The 23,243-nt window shown below is 36.7% G+C and carries 23 protein-coding genes; 14 read left to right on the forward strand and 9 right to left on the reverse strand.

What is annotated here, in order from left to right:
- Positions 1-2: 2 nt before the first annotated feature.
- Positions 3-1,910 carry a molecular chaperone DnaK gene (dnaK, locus tag LB450_RS06235; RefSeq protein WP_224486994.1) on the forward strand — a complete coding sequence of 636 codons (1,908 nt, stop codon included), beginning with the start codon at positions 3-5 and terminating at the stop codon, positions 1,908-1,910.
- 72 nt (positions 1,911-1,982) lie between these two features.
- Here dnaK and LB450_RS06240 read toward each other — a convergent pair whose 3' ends face one another.
- A complete protein-coding gene (locus LB450_RS06240; RefSeq protein ID WP_224486995.1) occupies positions 1,983-3,212 on the reverse strand; it encodes an Nramp family divalent metal transporter in 1,230 nt (409 codons plus the stop codon).
- Between the two features lie 162 nt (positions 3,213-3,374).
- On the opposite strand from LB450_RS06240, the gene pyrR reads away from it, so the two are divergent.
- From pyrR to LB450_RS06280, 8 genes are read left to right on the forward strand one after another with little or no spacing between them, the layout of a single operon-like run.
- On the forward strand, positions 3,375-3,914 hold the full coding sequence (gene pyrR / locus LB450_RS06245; protein WP_224486996.1) for a bifunctional pyr operon transcriptional regulator/uracil phosphoribosyltransferase PyrR: 540 nt from the start codon (positions 3,375-3,377) through the stop codon (positions 3,912-3,914).
- 9 nt (positions 3,915-3,923) lie between these two features.
- The gene (locus tag LB450_RS06250; protein WP_224486997.1) at positions 3,924-4,862 is read left to right on the forward strand and encodes an aspartate carbamoyltransferase catalytic subunit; all 939 of its coding nucleotides are present in this window, start codon (positions 3,924-3,926) and stop codon (positions 4,860-4,862) included.
- The gene (locus tag LB450_RS06255) at positions 4,852-5,184 is read left to right on the forward strand and encodes a ribonuclease Z (RefSeq protein WP_224486998.1); all 333 of its coding nucleotides are present in this window, start codon (positions 4,852-4,854) and stop codon (positions 5,182-5,184) included. The genes LB450_RS06250 and LB450_RS06255 overlap by 11 nt, the downstream gene beginning before the upstream one ends.
- A gap of 4 nt (positions 5,185-5,188) precedes the next feature.
- Complete coding sequence (locus tag LB450_RS06260) at positions 5,189-6,094, forward strand: ribonuclease Z (protein ID WP_224486999.1); 906 nt, start codon at positions 5,189-5,191, stop codon at positions 6,092-6,094.
- Between the two features lie 60 nt (positions 6,095-6,154).
- The gene (gene pdxH, locus LB450_RS06265) at positions 6,155-6,805 is read left to right on the forward strand and encodes a pyridoxamine 5'-phosphate oxidase (RefSeq protein ID WP_224487000.1); all 651 of its coding nucleotides are present in this window, start codon (positions 6,155-6,157) and stop codon (positions 6,803-6,805) included.
- A 1-nt stretch (position 6,806) separates the two neighbouring features.
- A complete protein-coding gene (locus LB450_RS06270; protein ID WP_224487001.1) occupies positions 6,807-7,292 on the forward strand; it encodes a SixA phosphatase family protein in 486 nt (161 codons plus the stop codon).
- On the forward strand, positions 7,292-9,355 hold the full coding sequence (gene ppk1, locus LB450_RS06275) for a polyphosphate kinase 1 (RefSeq protein ID WP_224487002.1): 2,064 nt from the start codon (positions 7,292-7,294) through the stop codon (positions 9,353-9,355). The genes LB450_RS06270 and ppk1 overlap by 1 nt, the downstream gene beginning before the upstream one ends.
- 14 nt (positions 9,356-9,369) lie before the next feature.
- Positions 9,370-10,272: a Ppx/GppA phosphatase family protein gene (locus LB450_RS06280; RefSeq protein ID WP_224487003.1), complete on the forward strand. Its 903-nt coding sequence runs from the start codon at positions 9,370-9,372 to the stop codon at positions 10,270-10,272.
- A 27-nt stretch (positions 10,273-10,299) separates the two neighbouring features.
- Here the strand turns inward: LB450_RS06280 and LB450_RS06285 are convergent, their stop codons facing one another.
- Genes LB450_RS06285 through LB450_RS06295 form a run of 3 tightly spaced genes read right to left on the reverse strand, consistent with a single transcriptional unit; the run spans position 10,300 to position 12,511 of the window.
- Positions 10,300-10,812, reverse strand: a complete 513-nt coding sequence (locus LB450_RS06285) for a DUF4136 domain-containing protein (RefSeq protein ID WP_224487004.1) — start codon at positions 10,810-10,812, stop codon at positions 10,300-10,302.
- Positions 10,813-10,865: 53 nt separating this feature from the next.
- Positions 10,866-11,345: a 5-(carboxyamino)imidazole ribonucleotide mutase gene (purE, locus tag LB450_RS06290; protein WP_224487005.1), complete on the reverse strand. Its 480-nt coding sequence runs from the start codon at positions 11,343-11,345 to the stop codon at positions 10,866-10,868.
- 2 nt (positions 11,346-11,347) lie between these two features.
- Positions 11,348-12,511 carry a 5-(carboxyamino)imidazole ribonucleotide synthase gene (locus tag LB450_RS06295; protein ID WP_224487006.1) on the reverse strand — a complete coding sequence of 388 codons (1,164 nt, stop codon included), beginning with the start codon at positions 12,509-12,511 and terminating at the stop codon, positions 11,348-11,350.
- A 117-nt stretch (positions 12,512-12,628) separates the two neighbouring features.
- Between LB450_RS06295 and LB450_RS06300 the strand changes: the two genes are divergently transcribed.
- Positions 12,629-13,777, forward strand: coding sequence for a sensor histidine kinase (locus tag LB450_RS06300; protein ID WP_224487007.1), 1,149 nt, complete (start codon positions 12,629-12,631; stop codon positions 13,775-13,777).
- Here LB450_RS06300 and obgE read toward each other — a convergent pair.
- From obgE to LB450_RS06315, 4 genes are all read right to left on the reverse strand, one after another.
- The gene (obgE, locus tag LB450_RS06305) at positions 13,774-14,790 is read right to left on the reverse strand and encodes a GTPase ObgE (protein WP_224487008.1); all 1,017 of its coding nucleotides are present in this window, start codon (positions 14,788-14,790) and stop codon (positions 13,774-13,776) included. The genes LB450_RS06300 and obgE overlap by 4 nt on opposite strands.
- 24 nt (positions 14,791-14,814) lie before the next feature.
- Complete coding sequence (locus LB450_RS13765; RefSeq protein WP_322962721.1) at positions 14,815-15,387, reverse strand: adenylate kinase; 573 nt, start codon at positions 15,385-15,387, stop codon at positions 14,815-14,817.
- Positions 15,380-15,919 carry a hypoxanthine phosphoribosyltransferase gene (gene hpt / locus LB450_RS13770; RefSeq protein WP_322962723.1) on the reverse strand — a complete coding sequence of 180 codons (540 nt, stop codon included), beginning with the start codon at positions 15,917-15,919 and terminating at the stop codon, positions 15,380-15,382. Before hpt ends, LB450_RS13765 begins: the two co-directional genes overlap by 8 nt.
- Before the next feature lie 131 nt (positions 15,920-16,050).
- Positions 16,051-17,457, reverse strand: coding sequence for a trypsin-like peptidase domain-containing protein (locus LB450_RS06315; RefSeq protein ID WP_224487009.1), 1,407 nt, complete (start codon positions 17,455-17,457; stop codon positions 16,051-16,053).
- Between the two features lie 124 nt (positions 17,458-17,581).
- Between LB450_RS06315 and dapF the strand changes: the two genes are divergently transcribed.
- From dapF to mltG, 3 genes are read left to right on the forward strand one after another with little or no spacing between them, the layout of a single operon-like run.
- Positions 17,582-18,367, forward strand: coding sequence for a diaminopimelate epimerase (dapF, locus tag LB450_RS06320; RefSeq protein ID WP_224487010.1), 786 nt, complete (start codon positions 17,582-17,584; stop codon positions 18,365-18,367).
- Positions 18,360-18,887 (forward strand): GNAT family N-acetyltransferase, encoded by a 528-nt coding sequence (locus LB450_RS06325; RefSeq protein ID WP_224487011.1) that lies wholly within the window; start codon positions 18,360-18,362, stop codon positions 18,885-18,887. Before dapF ends, LB450_RS06325 begins: the two co-directional genes overlap by 8 nt.
- Entirely contained in the window at positions 18,877-19,920 is a 1,044-nt protein-coding gene (gene mltG / locus LB450_RS06330) for an endolytic transglycosylase MltG (RefSeq protein WP_224487012.1), read from the forward strand. The genes LB450_RS06325 and mltG overlap by 11 nt, the downstream gene beginning before the upstream one ends.
- Before the next feature lie 76 nt (positions 19,921-19,996).
- Here the strand turns inward: mltG and LB450_RS06335 are convergent, their stop codons facing one another.
- Positions 19,997-21,628: an ABC-F family ATP-binding cassette domain-containing protein gene (locus LB450_RS06335; protein ID WP_224487013.1), complete on the reverse strand. Its 1,632-nt coding sequence runs from the start codon at positions 21,626-21,628 to the stop codon at positions 19,997-19,999.
- Between the two features lie 133 nt (positions 21,629-21,761).
- Here LB450_RS06335 and LB450_RS06340 point away from each other — a divergent pair, with 133 nt between their 5' ends.
- Positions 21,762-23,168: a hypothetical protein gene (locus tag LB450_RS06340; protein ID WP_224487014.1), complete on the forward strand. Its 1,407-nt coding sequence runs from the start codon at positions 21,762-21,764 to the stop codon at positions 23,166-23,168.
- Positions 23,169-23,243 lie beyond the last annotated feature (75 nt).

Here is a 23,243-nt window from a genome sequence, read left to right on the forward strand (position 1 = left end):
TTATGGGTAAGATTATAGGTATAGATTTAGGAACAACCAACTCATGTGTCTCTGTTATGGAGGGAAATGAGCCAACGGTTATTCCTAATGCTGAAGGAAAAAGAACAACACCATCTGTTATAGCTTTTGTAGAAGGTGGTGAAATAAAAGTGGGTGACCCTGCAAAACGTCAGGCAGTAACCAATCCAGAAAAAACTATTTCTTCTATCAAAAGATTTATGGGAAATAAATTTTCTGAATCAACAAAAGAAGTAGATAGAGTTCCTTACAAAGTGGTAAAAGGTGAAAACGATACAGCTCGTGTTGATATTGATGGTAGAATGTACACCCCTCAAGAGCTTTCTGCAATGATTCTTCAGAAAATGAAGAAAACTGCTGAGGACTATTTAGGTAGTGAGGTAACTGAAGCGGTAATTACGGTTCCTGCTTATTTTAACGACTCACAAAGACAAGCCACAAAAGAAGCCGGAGAAATTGCTGGTCTGAAAGTAAGCAGAATTATAAACGAACCTACAGCAGCAGCTTTGGCTTACGGTTTGGATAAGAAAGATACAGATCAAAAAATTGCTGTATTTGACTTCGGTGGAGGTACACACGATGTATCTATCCTAGAATTAGGAGATGGTGTATTTGAAGTATTAGCAACTGATGGTGATACTCACCTAGGTGGTGATGATGTGGATGAAGTAATCATCGATTGGTTAGCTGAAGAATTTATCAAAGATGAAGATATCGATCTTAGAAAAGATGCTATGGCACTTCAGAGATTGAAGGAAGCTGCAGAAAAAGCAAAAATCGAATTATCGTCTTCAAATTCAACAGAAATAAATTTACCATACGTTACTGCAACACAAAGCGGTCCTAAGCACTTGGTAAGAACATTTACAAGGTCAAAATTTGAACAATTAATTTCAGGTTTGGTCAAAAGAACTATCGCTCCATGCGAAAAAGCTTTAAAAGCAGCAGGATTAAATACTAGTGATATCGATGAAGTTATCCTGGTAGGTGGTTCAACTCGTATCCCGTCTGTACAGAAAGCTGTGGAAGACTTCTTCGGAAAAAAACCTAGTAAAGGTGTAAACCCTGATGAAGTTGTAGCTATTGGAGCAGGAATACAAGGTGGTGTATTGACAGGAGATGTAAAAGATGTGTTGTTACTGGATGTAACTCCATTGTCTCTCGGTATTGAAACTATGGGTGGTGTAATGACCAAACTTATAGAAGCTAATACTACAATTCCTTCGAAAAAATCTCAGGTGTTCTCCACAGCACAAGACAATCAGCCAAGTGTTGAAATTCATGTTTTACAAGGTGAAAGACCAATGGCTGCTGATAATAAAACGATTGGTAGATTCCATCTTGATGGTATACCACCAGCAAAACGTGGAGTTCCACAAATCGAAGTCACCTTTGACATTGATGCTAATGGTATCATTAAAGTAAGCGCTACAGACAAAGCTTCTGGAAAATCTCAGGATATCAGAATTGAAGCTTCTTCTGGATTGACTGAAGAGGAAATCAAGAAAATGAAACAAGAAGCTGAAGCAAATGCTGAAGCAGATAAAGAGGCTAAGGAAAAAGTAGATAAGCTGAATGAAGCTGATGCTATGATTTTCCAAACTGAAAGTCAAATGAAAGAATTTGGAGACAAAATTTCTGATGACAAGAAGAAGCCAATCGAAGATGCTTTAGAAGAACTTAAAGCGGCTTACGAAACTAAAGAGCTTGAGAAAATAACTCCTGCTTTAGACAAATTGAATGAAGCCTGGAAAACAGCTTCTGAAGAAATGTACAAAGCACAAGCTGAATCTCAGCAAGGTGGTGGTGAGCAACCAGGACCAGACGCCGGCGATTCAAAAGGAAGCGACGACAGCGATGTTGAAGACGTAGACTTCGAAGAAGTTAAGTAGACTGTGTTGTTCGTAATCAAAGTTTAGATTACCTAATAACTATTTAAAACCGCTCTTTTTAGAGCGGTTTTTTTATGCGATAAATTCATAGATCAGATAACCTAAGCCAAAGCAAATTAAAAAGAACAAACAGATTTTAGAAAACAACAAATAGCCTGAATTCAATGTTATCGGATTTTTTTTCTGTGTCATCAGTTTTAAATTGAACCAGGCTAACACAGGAGAAGCCAAAAATGATAAGCCTGCTGCAAAATCAACTAAAACGGTAAACGTACTTTTCAAATAATAAAGAATTCCAAGTGCTATCAACGGAATTACAACTATAAAGAAATGATAGTGATTTAATTCTTTACGACTATCACTATCCTTCTGTACCAATTTAGACATCACTCTAGGGAATGCATCTGTAACCGTTAAGGTAGTGCTGAACATCGTAACGAAAGCTATAAAAGCAATCAAAACTCGGCTCCATTCTCCCAAGGTTTGAGTGTACATTTCGATAAGCTGTCCGGAAAAAGCAACGCTGCCGGAGGCAAAAGGGATGTCGCTGCTATTCATCAGGAAAAGCCCCATCAGGAAGAACAAAATACCCAGAAAAGTAGCTGAGATATACCCCAAATTGAAATCAAAACCAGCTTGTTTAGAATTGGGTCGGTGTTGAGTTTGAATCGTTTTTTCCTGGGTCCAGATGGAATGCCATACAGACGCATCAATAGGAATAGGCATCCAGCCCATTAAGGCTATAACGAAACCAATGCCGCTAAGCGTCCATATCCCAGAGGATTTATTGAAGCTTATAGTAGAAAAATCAACTTGGAAAGCTGCAATAACGACCGAAAAAAGGGTGGAGATGGTTAAAAGACTGACGACGATTTTCATCAACATATCCAGTTTTTTGTATTTACCGATAAGTAAAATCAGAACACAAAAGATTAACAGAAAAAGGCTCCAGGTAAAATTAGACCAGCCAAATGCAAATAAATACTCGGCTAAACCAGCAGAAACTATTGTCACTGCAGCCTGAATAATAAACATGGTAGAGATGGTAATTAAAGCAAAAACTACAAGATATCTACGTCCAAGAGTTCTATAGCCGTCTATTAAATTTTTTCCAGTGGCCACTGCATACCTGGATCCAAACTCCATAAATGGATATTTGGTTAGGCAAGCAATTAAAATGGCGAAAATTAAAACCACACCATAGTCTGCCCCTGCACGTGTAGCCTGAACCAGATGTGAAACGCCAATAGCGGCACCAGCTAATAAAAAACCAGGTCCAATGTGTTTTAATAAACCTTTCAAATGCTAAGATTTTAGTTTCATTTTAAAGCTCAATCAGTAAAACAATCTTATTACTATTTTTTTGAATACGTAACAATTTCAATAGTAAAATTATAAATTGAATTTACTCTTAAGCAATACGGCTTATTTTAATTACTTTTGTAAACCAAACGAATTTCAACGATGAGCCAAAAATTGCTTCTTAATGCGAAGGAAATCAATATTATTCTTCAGCGCTTAGCTTGTCAACTTGTCGAAAATCATAAAAGCTTTGAGAATTCTGCACTCATCGGTATTCAGCCAAGAGGTAGTTTTCTTGCTAACAGGCTTTATGAAATTTTGAAAAAAGACTATGGATTAACGTCTCTGGCTTATGGAAAGTTAGACATTACCTTCTATCGAGATGATTTCAGACGCGGAGATAAAGTGTTGAAAGCCAATGAGACTGACATTGATTTTATTGTAGAAAATAAACATGTGGTTTTGATTGATGATGTGCTGTTTACCGGCAGAAGCATACGTTCTGCTTTAACGGCTTTACAATCTTTTGGGAGACCTTCCAAAATTGAACTACTTACGTTGATCGACAGACGATTTAGCAGGCATTTGCCTATTCAACCAGACTATAATGGTAGAAAAGTAGATGCTATCAACAATGAACATGTCAAGGTTTACTGGAAAGAAAACGATGGAGAAGATGCTATATACTTATTGAAAAACTAATTATAAATCATGAAAGAACTTAGTGTTTCAAATTTATTAGGAATCAAGTACCTTACTGCTGAAGACCTTCATCTTATTTTCGAAACTGCAGATCAGTTTAAGGAAGTCATCAACAGACCTATAAAAAAAGTTCCAAGTTTAAGGGACATCACCATTGCCAACCTTTTTTTTGAAAATAGTACCAGAACACGCTTGTCTTTTGAACTCGCGGAAAAGCGTCTGAGCGCAGATGTTATTAATTTTTCAGCGTCTTCATCATCAGTCATTAAGGGCGAAACACTTATAGATACCGTCAATAACATACTTGCTATGAAAGTGGATATGGTGGTGATGCGCCATCCCAATCCGGGAGCGGGAGTTTTTCTTTCCAAACATGTGAAGGCAAGTATTGTAAATGCCGGAGACGGGGCGCATGAGCATCCAACACAGGCTCTGCTCGATGTATTTTCAATTCGGGAAAAATACGGTGAGGTGGCAGGAAAGAAGATAGTTATCGTTGGAGATATTATGCATTCCAGAGTAGCTCTAAGCAATATTTTTACACTCAAAAAACTTGGTGCGGAAGTCAAAGTCTGTGGCCCAAATTCATTAATTCCAAAACATATCGAAAGTTTAGGGGTGAAAGTGGAACACAATCTTATAAAGGCTTTAGAATGGTGCGATATTGCAAATATGTTACGAGTTCAAAATGAACGAATGGAACATTCTTATTTCCCAAGTACAAGAGAATACGTTCAACAGTATGGGATTAATAAAACCTTACTGGATACTTTGAGTAAGCCTGTTACCATCATGCATCCTGGGCCAATCAATAGAGGAGTGGAGATCACAAGCGACGTTGCAGATTCAGAACACTCTATTATTCTGAATCAGGTAGAAAACGGAGTCGCTATTCGTATGGCTGTCATGTATTTATTGGCTTCAAAAATCAAAAATTATGAAAACTGAACAAAAAGACAATTATATTATTCTTAGCGATGAAAAAGATGATGTAGAGGATTTTGCAGACTTTCTTACACGCATTCAAAATCGATTCAAAGATCAGAACGTCGTTATAGATATTCAAAAGTATGGAAACCTCACTTTAGAGGAGCTTTTAAAGTTTTTGAAACTTTCTTTTACCCATAGAAAAGGCAAAAAATCTCTGGTTGTTGTAAATGATACAATCAATATTGACGCAGTTCCAGATGAAATTCATGTTGTTCCGACTTTTCAAGAGGCAGAAGATTTAATTGGTCTCGAAGAAATAGAAAGAGATTTGGGATTTTAATATGATGCAACTTACTATTTTAGGATGCCACTCTGCAACGCCAAGAGCCAATGCTCATCCTACATCTCAGGTTCTGGATATGAATGGTGAACTCATGCTTATAGATTGCGGGGAGGGAACGCAGGTCCGCTTGAGGAAGCACAAAATCAAATTTTCTCGGATCAGTCACATTTTTATTTCCCATCTACACGGCGATCATTATTTTGGACTCATTGGTTTGTTGTCTACCTTTAGCCTACTTAGCAGAACAGCCGAGCTTCATATTCATGCCCCGCAGGGTCTTGAAGAAATTATCAAGCTCCAACTCAGGATGAGTCATGCCTATACATCTTATCCACTGATTTTCCACCAATTGGATTCTTACAAACCGGAAATTATATTGGATAATGACAAACTGACTGTAGAGACTATTCCTTTAAAACACAGAGTTTACACCAACGGTTTTTTATTTAAGGCAAAACCTGGTGACCGAAGACTACTGATTGATAAAGTTCAGAATTTGGATATTGACAAAGCTTATTACAAAAGCATCGTTAAAGGAAAGGATGTTGAAACCAAAGACGGGCAACTCATAAAGAATGAAGAATTAACAGAGGATCCCAAGCCTGCTCCAAGCTATGCATTTTGCAGCGATACGGTCTTTAAACCGGATATTATTCCGCAGATTAGTGGAACAACCCTGCTTTATCACGAGTCTACATTTCTAGAAGAGCAAGAACATCTGTGTGATAAAACCAAACACTCGACAGCCAAACAAGCAGGTATAATTGCTCAAAAAGCAGGCGTAAAAAAATTGATTTTAGGTCACTTTTCGGCGCGCTATAAAAACCTATCCTCATTTGAAAATGAAGCAAAAATTGTTTTTGATAATGTTGAAAATGCTGAAACGGGTAAAATTTTCAGGTTCTAGTAGTCTCAATATTTTTACAAATCCATTGCTCCTGAACCTATAATTTTCTAATTTGCTAACATGGAAAACGAATTACACAATTACAGAAAATCTTACGAAAAAGCTAGCCTGATTCGCGAAAACTTAGATGAAAATCCAATTCAGCAGTTCAGAACCTGGTTTTATGATGTTGAAAAATTTGGAGGTTTAGATGAAGCCAATGCGATGACGGTATCTACTATCGGCAAAGACGGTTTCCCTAAAAGCCGAATTGTACTTTTGAAATCTTATAATGAATATGGTTTTGTTTTTTATACGAATTATGAAAGTGAAAAGGGGCAAGCTTTGCTGAACAATCCCCATACTTGCCTTTCATTTTTCTGGCCGAATACCGAAAGACAAGTCATTATAAAGGGTATTGCAGAAAAAGTTCCTGAAAATATTTCAGATAATTATTTCGCATCCAGACCCAAGGGAAGCCAACTCGGTGCTATGGTTTCCAATCAAAGCAATGTCATCGAAAATAGAAAAGTGCTTGAGGACGAACTCAAGGTATTGGAAAAAAAATATGCAGATGAAACGATACCTAGACCAAAAAATTGGGGAGGATTTTTGGTAAGACCGGAATCTATGGAATTTTGGCAGGGTAGGCCCAACAGACTTCATGACAGATTTATATTTACTAAATCAGATTCTAAAGAGGATTGGAAAATAGAACGTTTAGCCCCTTAATATGAAACGACTTATTTTTGTGAGACACGGAAAGTCTTCATTGGAAATTCCCTGTGGAGACAAAGACAGACCCTTGAAAGAGAGAGCGTACAAAGATATTGAACACGTGAGTACAGCTTTTAAGGCGCATTTAGATTTTCCGGTTGAGGTGTTTTCAAGTCCGGCAAAACGTGCAAAAACAACTGCTGAAGTATTCAAAGTCAAACTCGCTATTGAAGATCGACATTTTCATATAAGGCCTCAATTGTATACGTTTGATGCTGATGAGGTACTTGAATTCATAAAAGAACTCGATGACAGGCTTGATAATGTCATGTTGTTTGGTCACAATCCTGCTTACACAGAATTAGTCAGCAAACTCGGTAGTTTGCCAATAGATAATTTACCCACCTCTGGCTTGGTAAGCATTGGTTTTGAAATTGACTCCTGGAAGCAGATTTCGACAGGTGAAACCCAATTATACTTATTTCCAAAACATTTACGCTAATGCGCGACAATAAATACGATAACAGAGAATTGAGTTGGTTAAAATTTAACCAACGGGTATTGCAGGAAGCTGCAGACCCGAGTGTTCCATTGATTGAAAGGCTGAGATTTTTGGGGATTTTCTCAAATAATCTTGATGAATTTTTTAAGGTGCGCTATGCCACCGTAAAACGAATTGACCTGGCGGGTAAAGCTGGTAAAAAGGTTTTGGGTGGATTTAATGCTGGTAGATTGCTTAAAGAAATCACTCAAATCGTGATCAAGAAGCAAGCTGAAAGTTTAGATATACTGGCTTCTATACAGGACCAGCTCAAGGACCACGACATTTATGTTATCGACGAAAATGAAGTTACCTCAGAACAAGCCAAATTTTTAAAAGAATTTTTCCTTCAAAAGGTAAGTCCAGCATTGGTCACTATCATGTTGAATGATATCGATAAGGTTCCAAACCTTAAGGATTCTAAAGCTTATCTTGCTGTGAAGATGATTCAATTGGAAAAAGACAGACTTTCCAATCGTTATATTTTAATTGAAATTCCATCGAGTGTAGAGCGATTTGTGGAGATTCCTTCCGCAAATGGCAAGAAGTATATCATATTACTCGATGACTTAATTCGATATAATTTGGATGTCATTTTCAACATTTTCGATTATGATAGCATTTCTGCACACATGGTAAAGATTACAAGAGATGCGGAATTAGATCTCGAAGGGGATCTGAGTAAAAGCTATATTGAAAAATTGATGGATAGCGTAAAAGACAGGATTGAAGGTGACCCTGTACGCTTTGTTTATGACAAAGAGATAGAACAGGATACACTCGATTTTCTCCTGAAAAAAATGGAAATTGACACTACTGACAGTTTAATTCCTGGTGGAAAATACCATAACAGAAGGGATTATATGAGTTTTCCAGATCTCGGTGCTAAACACTTGATTTACGATAAGATAGAGCCTTTGCCGATTCCAGGACTCGAAATCCAAGGGAGTCTCCTGGAGAAAATTTCAAAGAAGGATTTTCTACAGCACGTTCCTTATCAAACGTTTTCTTACACGGTCAAGTTCTTAAGAGAAGCAGCTTTAGACCCTAAAGTGAAATCTATAAAAATTACAATTTATAGACTAGCTGCAGTGTCACATATTGCCAGTTCTCTTATAAATGCAGCGAAAAATGGAAAACGCGTTACGGTTTCTATAGAATTACAGGCAAGATTTGATGAGGCAAACAACATCAAGTATGCTGAAAAAATGGAACGTGAAGGGGTGAAGCTTATTTTTGGGGTCACAGGGCTTAAAGTGCATTGTAAAACTTGCGTAATTGAACGTTTAGAAAATCAGAAAATCAAATATTACGGTTTCGTAAGCACTGGAAACTTTAATGAAAATACAGCTAAAATTTACACTGATTATACCTTGTTTACTGCACATCAGGGCATTTTAAAAGATATTGATAAAGTTTTTGAGTTCTTCGAAGTGAATTACAAGATCAAGAGATACAAACACCTGATTGTTTCACCACATTACACACGTTCAAAATTTACGGAACTAATCGATCAAGAAATTGAAAATCACAAAGAAGGTAAGAAATCAGGGATATTCCTGAAAATGAACAGTTTGTCAGATTATGGGATGATTGATAAACTCTACGAAGCCAGTAGAGCAGGCATTAAAATAAAATTGATCGTAAGAGGTATAAATTGCCTTATTCCACAGGTAAAAGGGATGAGTGAGAATATAGAATCCATAAGTATTGTAGATAAATTTTTAGAACACCCACGACTTTATATTTTTCAAAATGATGAGCATCCAAAAGTTTTTATATCATCTGCAGATATGATGACCAGAAACATTGACCATCGGGTGGAAGTCACTTGTCCAATTTATGATGATGACTTGAAACAAGAATTAATAGAAACTTTTGATATTTGTTGGAAAGATAATGTAAAGGCAAGAGATTTTTCTTCAAACAAGGACAATGCCTATAGAAAAAAGGAGGGATCGGATTTTAGAAGTCAATTCGAACTTTATGATTATTACGAGAAAAAATTAAAAAAACACAGCTAATAAAATAATTCACTATGCTATCCATTAAAAAATTTGCTGCTATAGATATTGGCTCCAACGCTGTTCGTCTTCTTATTTCTACAATAACAGAACCCGATAATAAGCCAGTGACCTTTAAAAAGACCTCGCTTGTAAGAGTTCCTATCAGGCTAGGTCAAGACGTTTTTACCACCTCTTATATTTCTGATGAAAGCTTAGAGCGAATGGTAGATACCATGAAGGCTTTCAGTTTACTTATGAAATCCCATAAAATTGAAGCTTACAGAGCCTGCGCTACTTCTGCAATGAGAGATGCTCGAAATGGCCAAGCTGTGGCTGAGAAAATAGCTTCTGATTGTAAGATTGATATAGATATCATTGACGGCACCGATGAAGCATCGATAATTGCTGCTACAGATTTACACAGTTTGGTTGATAACAATAAAACCTACCTCTATGTAGATGTTGGTGGAGGAAGTACTGAGTTTACTTTGTTTTCTAATGGGAAGACTATTGAATCTAAATCCTTTAAACTTGGAACGGTAAGAATTTTGAATAACACGATTTCTGAAGACGTATGGACAGAAGCTGAACATTGGATAAAATCAGTGACAAAACCTTATTCGAGAATTGAAATGGTGGGTTCTGGTGGAAACATCAACAATATATTCAAGTCTAGTCATAAAAAGCTGGGAAAACCTCTGTCATTTTTTTACTTGAGTTCATATTACCAGTTGTTGAATTCACTCACTTATGAAGAGCGTATTTCTGAACTTAGTCTGAATGAAGACAGAGCGGATGTTATAATTCCAGCTACAAAAATTTACTTATCGGCTATGAAATGGAGCAGATCCAAATCTGTTCATGTTCCCAAAATAGGATTGGTAGATGGCATAATTAAGTCTTTGTATCAAAATTCTAAAGCCGATCACTTATAAATAAACTTGGCTAATTAATGTGCAAAATCACTTCTCCGGGGGATATGTTTCTAATACTTTACCAACAAGTATTTTGAAAAATTCTTCACGCTCTTCACCCTTCAGGTTTTCATCGAATCTGGCTTCAACAACACCCTGCCAAAAAAGATTGTTTGTTAATCCATCAGCGAATTCAATAGTTAAAGCGATGTTTCGTTTAACGCTCTGAGGTGAGATGCTTCCACTTACACCTCCAGAGTAACCGCCAATTCCAACGCCGAAATTGCTATTGGAAGTTTGATTGAAAACTTCGGCATAAAAATTTACTTTAAAATCCGGAATAATTTTTTTCTCAAAACCTTTGGCGGTTAATGTGTCTTCTATGGCGAAGTACACACGATCCTCATCCAGTCTTGCTAAACCAGAATTGTCTATGGCATAAAAGGCAAAACTTTCATAGTCATCAAATTCTACATCAGAAGCATAATCGGTAAATACCTTTGGTGAAGTACAGGAAAAAAGAATAACTGAAACAAGAAGTATGTTGAAACTGGCTTTCATTTTCTTTTAAATTTAAAAATTAGATTTTAATTGCAAATCTTTTTAGCTAAATATTAAAGGTCTTCTCTCATTTTTTGAACTTTTTCTTTAAGTTGATCCATATAATCCAGTAGCTGTTTCTGCACTTTTGGATCTTTTACACCGATAATTTGAGCTGCTAATATACCTGCGTTTTTTGCACCGTTGAGCGCTACCGTAGCCACCGGAACACCGCCAGGCATTTGTAATATAGAGAGAATAGAATCCCACCCATCAATCGAATTGCTGGATTTTACAGGAACACCAATAACGGGCAGTGGCGTAATGGAAGCCACCATTCCAGGCAGGTGTGCTGCGCCTCCTGCGCCGGCGATGATGACGTCAAATCCTCTATGATGTGCATTTTTCCCAAAATCCATCATGTATTCTGGAGTGCGATGTGCAGAAACAATATCTGTTTCCGTTTCGATATGAAATTCTTTCAAAATATCTACAGCATCCTGCATGACCGGAAGATCGCTTTTACTTCCCATGATAATAGCAACTTTATTCATAATTATGATGTTTTGGAAATGACTTTAATTTTAGATTTTACTTTTGTAGCAAGGATTCTGGCTTCACTCAATTCTGAATGGATAATATTCACATGCCCCATTTTTCTGAAGGGTCGTGTTTCTCGTTTTCCATAAATATGAGGTGTTACTCCAGGCATAGCCAGGATCTCATCAATGCCTTCATATATAACATCCCCAGTATGGTTTTCATCCCCAACCAAATTCACCATAACCGAATTGGTTTTGCTTTCTGTACTGCCCAGGGGTAAATCCATAATCGCCCTCAAATGTTGTTCAAATTGATTGGTGAAACTCCCTTCAATACTAAAATGTCCGCTATTGTGAGGTCTTGGAGCAACTTCGTTGACCAGAATTTCATTAGATTGGGTGACAAACATTTCAATAGCCAAGAGACCCACGTGCTCAAATTTACTGGAGACCAAATGTGCCAATTCTCTGGCTTTATTAGCCAGGTCCTCGTCTATTCTTGCAGGGCATAATACGTATTCAACCTGATTGGCTTCGGGATGAAATTCCATTTCTACCACTGGATAGGTTTTTATTTCTCCGGAAACACTCCTTGCTACGATAACAGCAATTTCTGTTTTGAAATCGACAAGATCTTCAGCGATGCATTCTACATCTGGAAGTTGACTTAGATGTTTTTCAGATTTTATGACACTTACCCCTTTGCCATCATAACCACCAGTGCTGCTTTTCCACACAAATGGCAGACTGATTTTTTTATCTGAAACCGCTTTCCTAAGACTTTTCAAATCGGGAAATATTTTGAAGTCAGCAGTAGGGATGTGGCTGGACGCGTAGAATTTCTTTTGAACAGCTTTATTCTGAATTTTTTGTAAGGTAGCTGCAGATGGATATACTTTTTTGCCTAAAGCTTCCAAATCTTCTAAAGCTTTCACACTCACGGATTCAATTTCAAAAGTAAGAAGGTCAACTTTTTTCCCAAAAGCCATAACCTTATCATAATCCATAAGGCTTCCCACTTCAAAATGATTACAAGCAAGCCTTGAGGGTGCTTCTGCATTGGCATCCATTACAAAAGTTTGAATATCAAATTTGCGTGTGTCGTAAAGCAGCATTTTACCCAACTGTCCGCCGCCTAAAATTCCGAGTTTAAAATCTGAAGAAAAATAATGTGTCATGCTACAAAAATAATAGATTTACATGCTGTTCTTGATAATTTCTGAAATAATTTCAATTTTCAGAGGTTAATAGTAAAGCATTTTCATTTTCGTTATACTTGTGTAAATATTCCTTTCATGAAACTTTTTGAGAATACGGTAAAGGTCAGGCTTTTTATTCTTTTTACTTCCGTTGTTGTGATTGGTGTTGTAGTGTGGAACATATCTGTGTTTTATGAAGGTGTAAAAGATGAAGAACGAGAAAAAATGAGAATTTGGTCTGCAGCTCAGGCTTCAGTGAATAGGGCAGGAGAGGAGCAGGATCTTGGCCTTGAGCTAGAGATTTTAAATACGATAAATGATATTCCGATGTTTATTGTCAACGCATCTGGTGGTTTTCAGGAAATCAATAATATTCCAGATCCTATAGCCAGTGATTCTTTAAGGCTGAGGATTTTTTTTAAATCTATAAAAAATCAAAATCAACCCATCATCATTGATTTAGGGGAATCCGGAAAACAGTATTTGTATTATGGAGACTCTTCCATTCTTACTAAAATAAAATACTATCCTTTTATCTTATTGCTCATCATTTTCCTATTGATAGCACTTATTTATCTGTATTATATCACCGCCAAAAACAGTGAAAAAAATAAACTTTGGGCGGGAATGGCCAAAGAAACAGCGCATCAAATAGGAACGCCGCTATCATCACTGGTTGGTTGGCTGGAAATATTGAGATCTGAAGAGGTCAATCCGGAATATATTTTAGAAATAGAAAAAGACATCGACAGGTTAAAAACTATAACCGAACGCTTTTCTAAAGTAGGTTCGAAACTCACACTCAAAGTTTCCAGTCTCAATAAGGCTGTAGAATATTCATTTAAGTATCTAAGCGATAGAAGTTCTAAACTGATTCAATTTTCCATTGAATTACCAGATAAAGAATTCCTTTGCGAATTAAATCCTGCTTTGTTGAGCTGGACCATAGAAAATTTAACTAAAAATGCAATAGATGCGATGAAAGGTCGCGGTAGCATAAAAATTTGTCTTTTTGAAGATAAGAATTTTTATAAAATTCATGTCTGTGATACTGGTAAAGGAATCCCTGGCTCCAAGTTTAAAACCATTTTCAAACCTGGTTATTCCACAAAAAAACGAGGTTGGGGTTTAGGACTTTCACTTTCCAAACGCATTATTGAAGATTACCATTCCGGGAAAATACGTGTCTTATCAAGTTCTGCAGAATCTGGAACTATTTTCGAGATCAAACTACCTAAATCTTAATCAGTAATTTTATCTTCATTTAAGGTTGTCCAGAGTAAATCTTTTAGCTGAACCAAGCCCTGATGCGTGATTGAAGAAATAAATACATGAGGAATATGACCGAAGGCATTCTCTATTTCCTGAGCTAATTCAGCTTCAAGTTCATCATCTAGTAAATCGGCTTTCGAAATAGCAATCACACGAGATTTATCAAGAAGCTCGGGATTGTATCTTCTCAATTCATCGAGAAGAATTTCATATTGCTCTTTAACGCTCGGCGCATCGGCAGGGATAAGAAATAATAGGGTAGAATTTCTTTCAATATGTCTTAAAAAGCGGTAGCCAAGGCCTTTCCCTTCGGCAGCGCCTTCTATGATTCCAGGAATATCGGCAACCACAAAGGTTTTATAATCCCTGTACTCAACAATCCCAAGGTTAGGTTTTAAAGTGGTAAACTCGTAGTTGGCAATTTTGGGTTTAGCTGCTGTTATTACCGACAATAAGGTAGATTTACCAGCATTAGGGAATCCCACAAGACCTACATCGGCGAGAAGCTTTAGTTCTAGGGTGATGTCAAGTTCTTCTCCTGGTATTCCAGGCTGAGCAAATCGCGGTGTTTGGTTGGTAGAACTTTTGAAGTGTGCGTTACCTTTTCCACCCATTCCACCTTCCACAACGACGTACTCTTCCTCGTGCTCTGTCATTTCTTTAATGACTTCGTTGGTGTTGGTATCTCTAATAACCGTACCTAGAGGGACTTCAATATATTGATCTTCGCCTTCAGCTCCAGTACTGGTCTGTTTACCGCCGTGTTCTCCGTGAGTAGCTTTAATGTGTCTTTTGAACTTTAAATGAAAAAGCGTCCAGAGGTCTTTATTAGCTATAAAAATGACATGACCGCCACGGCCACCATCTCCTCCGTCAGGTCCGCCCTTGGGAATGTATTTTTCCCTTCTTAGGTGTGCGGAACCCTTGCCTCCGTTTCCAGATTTCAAGTGGAGTTTTATGTAATCTACAAAGTTACCTTCTGTCATAGTCTTAAGCTAAATGCTCTGTTTTTATAAAGAATCAATCACTTTACTGATGCGATCTGTAATTTCCGAAATGGAACCTACACCATCTACACCATAGTATTTATTCTCTTTTTTGTAAAATTCTTTGAGGACTTCAGTTTCCTCGTAATATACTTTTATTCTGTTTCGAATCACCTCTTCGTTAGAGTCATCTTTTCTCCCGGAAGTTTTTCCTCGTTCTAAAAGACGTTCTACCAGGACTTCATCTGGCACTTCCAAAGCAATCATGGCATCGATTTGTGAATCCTTGGATTGCATCAGAACACTCAGCGATTCTGCCTGAGCTTTGGTTCTTGGGAAACCGTCAAAAATAAAACCTTTGCTGTCGAGATGCTCTTCAACTTTGGCTTTCAGCATTTTGATGGTGACTTCATCGGGAACCAACTCTCCTTTATCCATATAAGATTTGGCTAGTTGACCGAGTTCCGTTTGGTTTTTGATATTGTGTCTAAACAAATCTCCTGTTGAGATATGTTTAAGATCGTATTTTTCTTTAAGGTTTTCTGCTTGAGTTCCCTTTCCGGCTCCTGGAGGGCCAAATAGCACGATGTTAATCATTAAGATTTGATTTTAGTTGATATATTTCTGATATATTTCTTCCTAAGCCGTTGTAATCTAAACCATAGCCCACTATAAATTTATTGGGTATTTCAATGCCCACGTAATCTATAGGGAGTGTTTTTTTATAAGCTTCAGGTTTTAAAAATAAACTTGCAATCTTGTATGAAGCAACCCCTTCATTTTTCAATACGTCAACAATGTGCTCCAGCGTATTCCCAGTATCGACAATATCTTCAACAACTATAACATCCTTGCCTTTCAAATTTCCAGCACCTAGTAAAGTTGACACTTCTCCTGTAGAGGAAATCCCTTCATAGGAAGCTAATTTAGTAAAACTTATTTCGCAATCTCCTTCATAATACTTCATCAAATCGGATAAAAACATAAAAGCACCATTTAGAATTCCAAGAAAAACAGGTGTTTTAGTAGTGTAGTCAGCACAAATGCGTTCAGCGAGCTGTTTTACTGATTTCTGAAGTGTTTTTTGATCGAGATAGGGTTCAAATTCCAAATCGTGAAGTTTAACCATGCCATAAATTTTGTGAACTGCAAATATAAGAATTCAAAACCTATTAAGTGGAGTCCGTAAACCTAAATAAAAAACTCCCTTTTTCAGTGCTGAAAAAGGGAGTTTAGTACTTTAACACTACCTTTCAGGTTTTATCTGAATACATAGGTTTTTTCTTGTCCGTTAGGGCTTAGGAAGGTAATTAACATAGGCTCTTCTGAATCTTTATTGCCGATGATGGATTTTACATCGTCAATAGAATTCACCTCTTTTTCGTTAATTTTAGTAATAACCAGACCACTTATATCCGTTTTGGTAAAGCTATTAGGCAACATCTTATTGATAATAACTCCAGAAGCAGCTCCATATTTTTTTAATTCAGCCTTAGTAAGTTCTGAAACTTCTACCCCAATCTCCTTAATTTGATAAACTTTTAAAATGTCTAAGGTTACATCTGCTTGGCGTTCATCATTATTCCTTAAGTAAACGACCTTAACCGTTTCACCTGGATTTTTAGAATTCAGATATCCGGTCATATCCGCAAATTTTCTTATTTTAATATCATCTAGAAATGTGATGATGTCCCCTTTTTGCAGTCCGGCCTTTGAGGCTCCGCTTTCTGGTTCAACATTGCTAATGTAAAATCCCTGTGAGCTATCTACATTTAATTCTTTAGCGATTATACTATTAAGATCGCTACCTGTAACTCCTAAAATTGCCTTTCTTACGTTTCCAAATTCTAATAAATCTTCAACGATTTTTTTGGCGTTATTACTTGGGATTGCAAAAGAATAACCAACAAAGGAGCCGGTTTGAGAGGTGATGGCTGTATTTATTCCTATGAGTTCACCCCTCGTATTTACTAAAGCCCCACCGCTATTTCCGGGGTTTACAGCTGCATCGGTTTGTAAGAAGGACTGGAACTTGTTATCAGAACTTCCCAGATCTCGAGCCTTTGCACTCACAATACCCGCAGTTACGGTCGAGGTTAAATTGAAAGGGTTTCCAACTGCTAATACCCATTCACCAATTTCAACGTCATTGGAATCCCCAAAAGGTAAATAATCCAAATCTGTCGCATCAATTTTGAGTAAAGCGATGTCGTTATCTGGTGCTGTGCCTAAAATTTCGGCAACGTAGGTTTCATTGTTGTTCAGTGTCACCTGAACTTCTGAAGCCCCCTCTATCACATGATTATTGGTTACAATAAGTCCATCAGGACTAAGGATGACTCCAGAACCAGCACCTCTTATTGCTTTTCGAATTTCTCCACTACCGTAGTAATATTCAAAAGCGCTTCTGGCCTGCCGTGTTGTGGTAATGTTTTTGACGTGTACCACCGCATTAACGGTTTTCTTAGCCGCTTCAGTAAAATTCATTTCTGAATTTTCTCCTGTATAGGTTGCAAGCTGAGTAGATGCATCCTTGTTTTCTTTTTGCCACGGTATTTTGTAGTCCTGGGTTACAGGGTGGGACTCTTCAAAGAAAAACTTGTATCCCCCGATGCTTAAAACACTTGCGAATAATGCAATTGATAATAAGTGAACACTTTTCTTCATCGTCTACTAAAATTTATTATTAAAATTACTTTCATGTTTTCCATTTGAAACTGGATTTAACCGATTTTTAACCCCTGCACTTCCTTTTATATTTCGCTATATTTGCAAATTCTAAACCCTAATGATGGATTTACATTTCTATAAATATCAAGGCACAGGAAACGATTTTGTCTTAATAGATAACAGAAAGTCTAGTTTCAAAAACGATACCAAACTCATAAAAAAGATTTGCGACAGACGTTTTGGGGTTGGTTCAGATGGACTGATTCTTTTAGAGAATTCCACGATGGATTTATGCGATTTTAAAATGGTCTATTTTAATGCTGATGGTAACGAAAGCACTATGTGTGGTAATGGAGGCCGGTGCATTGTAGCTTTTGCAAAGCACTTAGGAGCTGTTGAGTCTGAAGCAACATTTGAAGCTGTTGATGGGTTGCATTCAGCAATTATTAAAGGGGATTCTGTCAATTTGAAAATGGCTGATGTTCCAACCGTGAATATGAGTAGAGACGCTTCATTTTTGGATACAGGTTCTCCACACCATGTAGCTTTTGTAGATGATGTTTATGATTTTGATGTATTTACGCAGGGAAGGCGAATTAGAAACTTACCCAATTATAAGGCTATAAAAGGGGCTAATGTGAATTTCATAAAGGTGATTGATGATGTTTTACACGTTAGAACTTACGAAAGAGGAGTAGAAGACGAAACTTTTTCCTGTGGAACTGGAGTAACTGCTGCGGCAATTACTGCAAAAATGTCTAATAAAATAGACCAATTACCCATAAAAGTAGTGACTAAAGGTGGTGATTTGGAAGTAGACTTTGAGATTGAAGGTCCAAACGCTGCAAAAAACATATGGTTGAAAGGTCCAGCAAAACTTGTTTTTGAAGGCGATTATTATGATTAAACTTAAAAGCAAACATGTATTGTTAAGAGCCTTGACTCCAGAAGATTTAGATTTTCTTGAGTTAGTAGAAAATGATGAACGTTTTTGGTATTTGAGCGATACTTTACAACCTTTTTCCAGAGTGGTTTTAAAAGAATACCTGGACCATTCTTATATGGATATTTACGAGGCAAAGCAAATGCGTTTAGTTTTAGCCTTACATAATAAGCAACCTATTGGCTTTATAGATCTTTACGATTTCGATCCAAAAAACAAGAGAGCTGGTTTAGGAATTCTTATACTGGAAAATTATCAATCCAGAGGTTATGGAACAGAGGCTTTGGAGCTCATGCTGGATTATGCCTTCGATGTCCTGGATTTACATCAGTTATTTGCATCAATCATAGAACAAAATACGAGGAGTCTTAAGCTTTTTCAAAGCTTTGGTTTTGAAATTGTTGGTTTAAAAAAAGACTGGAGATTCAACGACGGCGATTTCCAGAGTGAATATTTATTGCAAAAAATTAAGCATGTACATTAAAAAGATACTGATAGCAGCCTCTGTTGTAGGGCTAATTGTTCTTGGTGGAGTAAGCATTTATATTTACAATGTCATCTTCTCTCCTAATACAGCATTCGATACAGAAACCAAATCGGTATATGTTTCAACGGGAAGTTCTCTGCAAGAGGTTGTAAACCAGTTGCATCCCTTTTTGAAGGACACTGATAATTTCATTACTGTAGCTAACAAAAAAGGCTATGGCAGTAATGTGAAAGCCGGGCATTTTGTGTTGAAAAAAGACATGAATAACAACGAAATTATAAACACACTCAGGTCTGGAAATGTTCCAATACAGGTGAGTTTTAATAATCAACACAGGCTTGAAAATCTCGCTGGAAGAGTAGCTGAGCAAATCGAAGCTGACAGTCTGGAGATTTTAAGGGCTATGATTTCAAAACCTTTTTTGGATTCTCTTGAGGTAAGCCCTTTGCAAAGTTTAAAATACTACATCCCCAATACGTATGAATTCTACTGGGATACTTCTGGTGAAGAGTTTCGAAATAGGATGGTCAGTTATTATAACGAATTTTGGAATGAGAACAGGCTAGAAAAAGCGGAAGCACTCAACCTGTCTCCACAGGAAGTAATGTCTCTAGCAGCAATTGTTCAAAAGGAAACGGCTAAGGTGGAAGAAAGGCCTAAAGTTGCTGGGGTTTATCTGAACAGACTGCGCAGGGGGATGAAACTTCAGGCAGACCCTAGTGTTATTTTCGCAATTCAAAATCAGAATCAAGATTTTGAAACACCGATTAAACGTGTGCTTTATAAAGATTTAGAATTGGATTCCCCTTACAACACTTATAAATATAAAGGCGTTCCTCCGGGTCTTATCGCTATGCCAGATGTATCCTCAATAAACGCAATTTTAAATGCAGAATCTCACGATTACCTTTATTTTGCTGCCAACCCTGAAAATCCAGGCTATCATAAATTTGCTAAAACTTTGGCTCAGCATAACCGCAATGCCAGAGCATACCAAAACTGGGTTAATAAGCAGAAGATATATAGATAAAAACGTTGAGTTTTTAAAATAAATAAAGCCCTTAAGATGAATTTCTAAGGGCTTAGTTTGTGATATAAAGTTTAAGTTAAACTCCTACGCTGTACATTTTTTCACGCTGTTCTTTTATTTTAGGATCAGACATATACTCATCAAATGTTGAGAACTTATCTATTACGCCATTTGGAGTGAGTTCAATAACTCTGTTTCCTACCGTTTGCGCAAACTGATGATCGTGAGTTGTCAATAAGATATTTCCTTTGAAATTGTTCAGTGAATTGTTGAAAGCCGTAATCGTTTCCAAGTCCAAGTGATTGGTAGGTTCATCCAGAAGAAGCACGTTGGCTCTGGTCATCATCATTCTACTTACCATACATCTTACTTTTTCTCCACCAGAGAGGACATCACATGTTTTCAAAGCTTCATCTCCGCTAAATAGCATTTTCCCCAAGAATCCTCTTACATGAACTTCTTCTCTTTCTTCTTCAGTTTTAGCCCATTGTCTTAACCAATCCACCAATGAAAGTTTACTTTCAAAGTATTTACTGTTATCGTTTGGTAAATAAGACTGACTGGTAGTTACACCCCACTTGTAAGAACCTGAGTCTGGCTCTGCGTTGCCATTTATAATTTCGTAAAATGCAGTTGTTGCTCTGGAATCTTTAGAGTAGATAACTACTTTATCACCTTTGTTTAGATTGATATGGACATTGGTGAAAATCTTTTCGCCATCGATGCTTGCCGATAAATTTTCAGCATGGAGAATCTGATCTCCAGCTTCTCTTTCTTTTTCAAAAATAATGGCTGGATATCTCCTGTTGGAGGGCTTAATATTCTGAAAATCCAATTTGTCCAACATTTTCTTTCTAGAGGTAGCCTGTTTAGATTTAGCTACGTTGGCACTGAATCGTTCTATAAATTGCTGAAGTTCTTTTTTCTTTTCTTCAGATTTTTTATTCTGTTGGGCTCTTTGTTTTGCAGCCAATTGAGATGATTCATACCAAAAGGTATAGTTACCACTATAATGGGTGATTTTACCAAAATCAATATCAGAAATGTGTGTGCATACAGCATCGAGGAAGTGACGGTCATGAGAAACAACGATAACGGTATTATCAAAATTAGCCAGGAAGTTTTCTAACCAGGCAATGGTTTCGTAATCCAAATCATTAGTAGGCTCATCCATGATAAGTACATCTGGATTTCCAAAAATCGCTTTAGCCAGAAGCACTCTCACTCTTTGCTGACCATCAAGGTCTTTTACTAAAGTGTAGTGATGCTCAGAATCTATTCCAAGATTGGAGAGTAGAGAAGCGGCATTGCTCTCAGCATTCCAGCCGTCCATTTCTTCAAACTCTACCTGCAGCACCCCTACCCGTTCTCCGTCTGCATCATTAAAGTCTTCTTTTGCGTAAATATCATCCATCTCTTTTTTTATTTTAAAAAGAGGCTCATTACCCATCATTACCGTTTCCAAGACATTATAATCGTCATACATGGAGTGATCCTGCTCAAGAACAGACATGCGTTTGCCGGGTTCTAAATGAACGTGACCGGAAGTAGGGTCCATTTTCCCTGAAATGATGTTTAAAAAGGTAGACTTACCGGCACCGTTGGCGCCGATAATGCCATAACAATTACCAGAAGTAAAGCTGGTATTGACTTCGTCAAAGAGGACACGTTTACCAAATTGAACAGAAAGATTTGAAACTGAAAGCATAATAAAGCTGATTTTTTTGCAAAAGTACTCATTTTATCACAAGGCGTAAAGAATTTGTTAGTGTGCTTTTTTAACGGTGACTTAACATGATTAGAGTTTTTGTAAAAGTAGTTTTGTATGCAATGTGCATTATATGAAGTATTCTTTTCTTTGGGTTTTAATTGTATGTTTAGGTTGTTCTTCAGAACAAAATAGAGAGCTTACCTTTATTGGTGGTCGGATTGTAAACCCCAATTCCAATTATGTTACTTTAGAGCATAATGACAGCGTCATCGACACTATCCCATTAGACAAGAATAATAATTTTGGCTACGAATTTTCTCAAAAAGAAGAGTCAATTTACACTTTTAAGCATTATCCAGAGTCTCAAAATGTTTATTTAAAGCCAGGGGACAGTGCGGTTTTGAGAGTCAATACTCTGGAATTTGATGAATCCTTAAGTTATGGTGGAAATTCTTCTACAGAAAATAATTTTCTTATCAGTATGTTCCTTTTGAACGAACAGGACAATGATTTGATTTTGTCTTATTATAAAATATCGCCTCAAAATTTTATTGAAAAAACTGACTCTATATTAAAATTGCGATTCAAAAATTTTGAAAGGTTAAAATCTAATTCAAAATTTACTCCTTATTTTGAAAATATCGCGGAAAGCATTATTGAATATGAATATTATGACATGAGAGAGCGCTATGCCTTCCTGATGAAAAAATATGTTCCAACTAAATTTGAAGAGTTTCCTGAAGATTATTTCGATTATCGAAAAGGGATTGATTTTAATAATCCTGATCTAGTGCCGAATTTTAGTTATATGCGATTTCTTGATAATTACCTCAGGAATAAATCAATAGAGATTTGCCAAACTGAAAACAGAGATTGTTTCGATTTGAATAATCATCAAAATCTTAAACGCCGATTGGATCTTGTTCATGAGTTATTTGACAATGACTTCCTAAGGTCTAATTTTTTTAATCGCTTTATCAGAAGAGAAATTGTTTTTTCTGAAACAGAGGAGCAACTGGCAGAAACATCAGCCATTATTAAAAGATTTGATCTCCCAGCAATAGATGAAGAGAAATTGTATCAGTTAGTCAATATTCAGAGCAAGTATTTAATAGGAGAGAATTTAAAAAATCTGAGTTTAAGGACACCTGGTATGGACACGATTCAGCTTCACCAAATTTCAAAATCCAAGCCCACCATTTTGTATACCTGGTCAGCCTTTTCGTTTGAAGGGAAAAAAAATAATTTAAATACTATTAATGAGCTAAGAAACAACTATCCTGAATTCAATTTTTTAAGTATTAACCTAGATGTACAAAATCCACGTCTTTGGATTAATGCCCTCAAACGATTTAATTATCCTCCTCAAACTGAATACCAGGTTATTTCTGATGTGCCAACCAATACGTATGGTTTTTATCAAAACTACATCAATCGTGTTTATATTATTGATAAGAATTACAGGCTTACCAATAATTCCATGAGTTTGTTTGATCCAAAATTAGAAAGCCACTTCTCAAGCCTGTCAAGTCAATAGCTATATTTAAGTTGTTGATATTTAAGACTTTATTTTAAAAATAATCAGCAAAATTATCATTTTGCTAAAGCCTCT

The sequence above is a fragment of the Psychroflexus curvus genome (assembly GCF_020164585.1).
GTDB lineage: Bacteria > Bacteroidota > Bacteroidia > Flavobacteriales > Flavobacteriaceae > Psychroflexus > Psychroflexus curvus.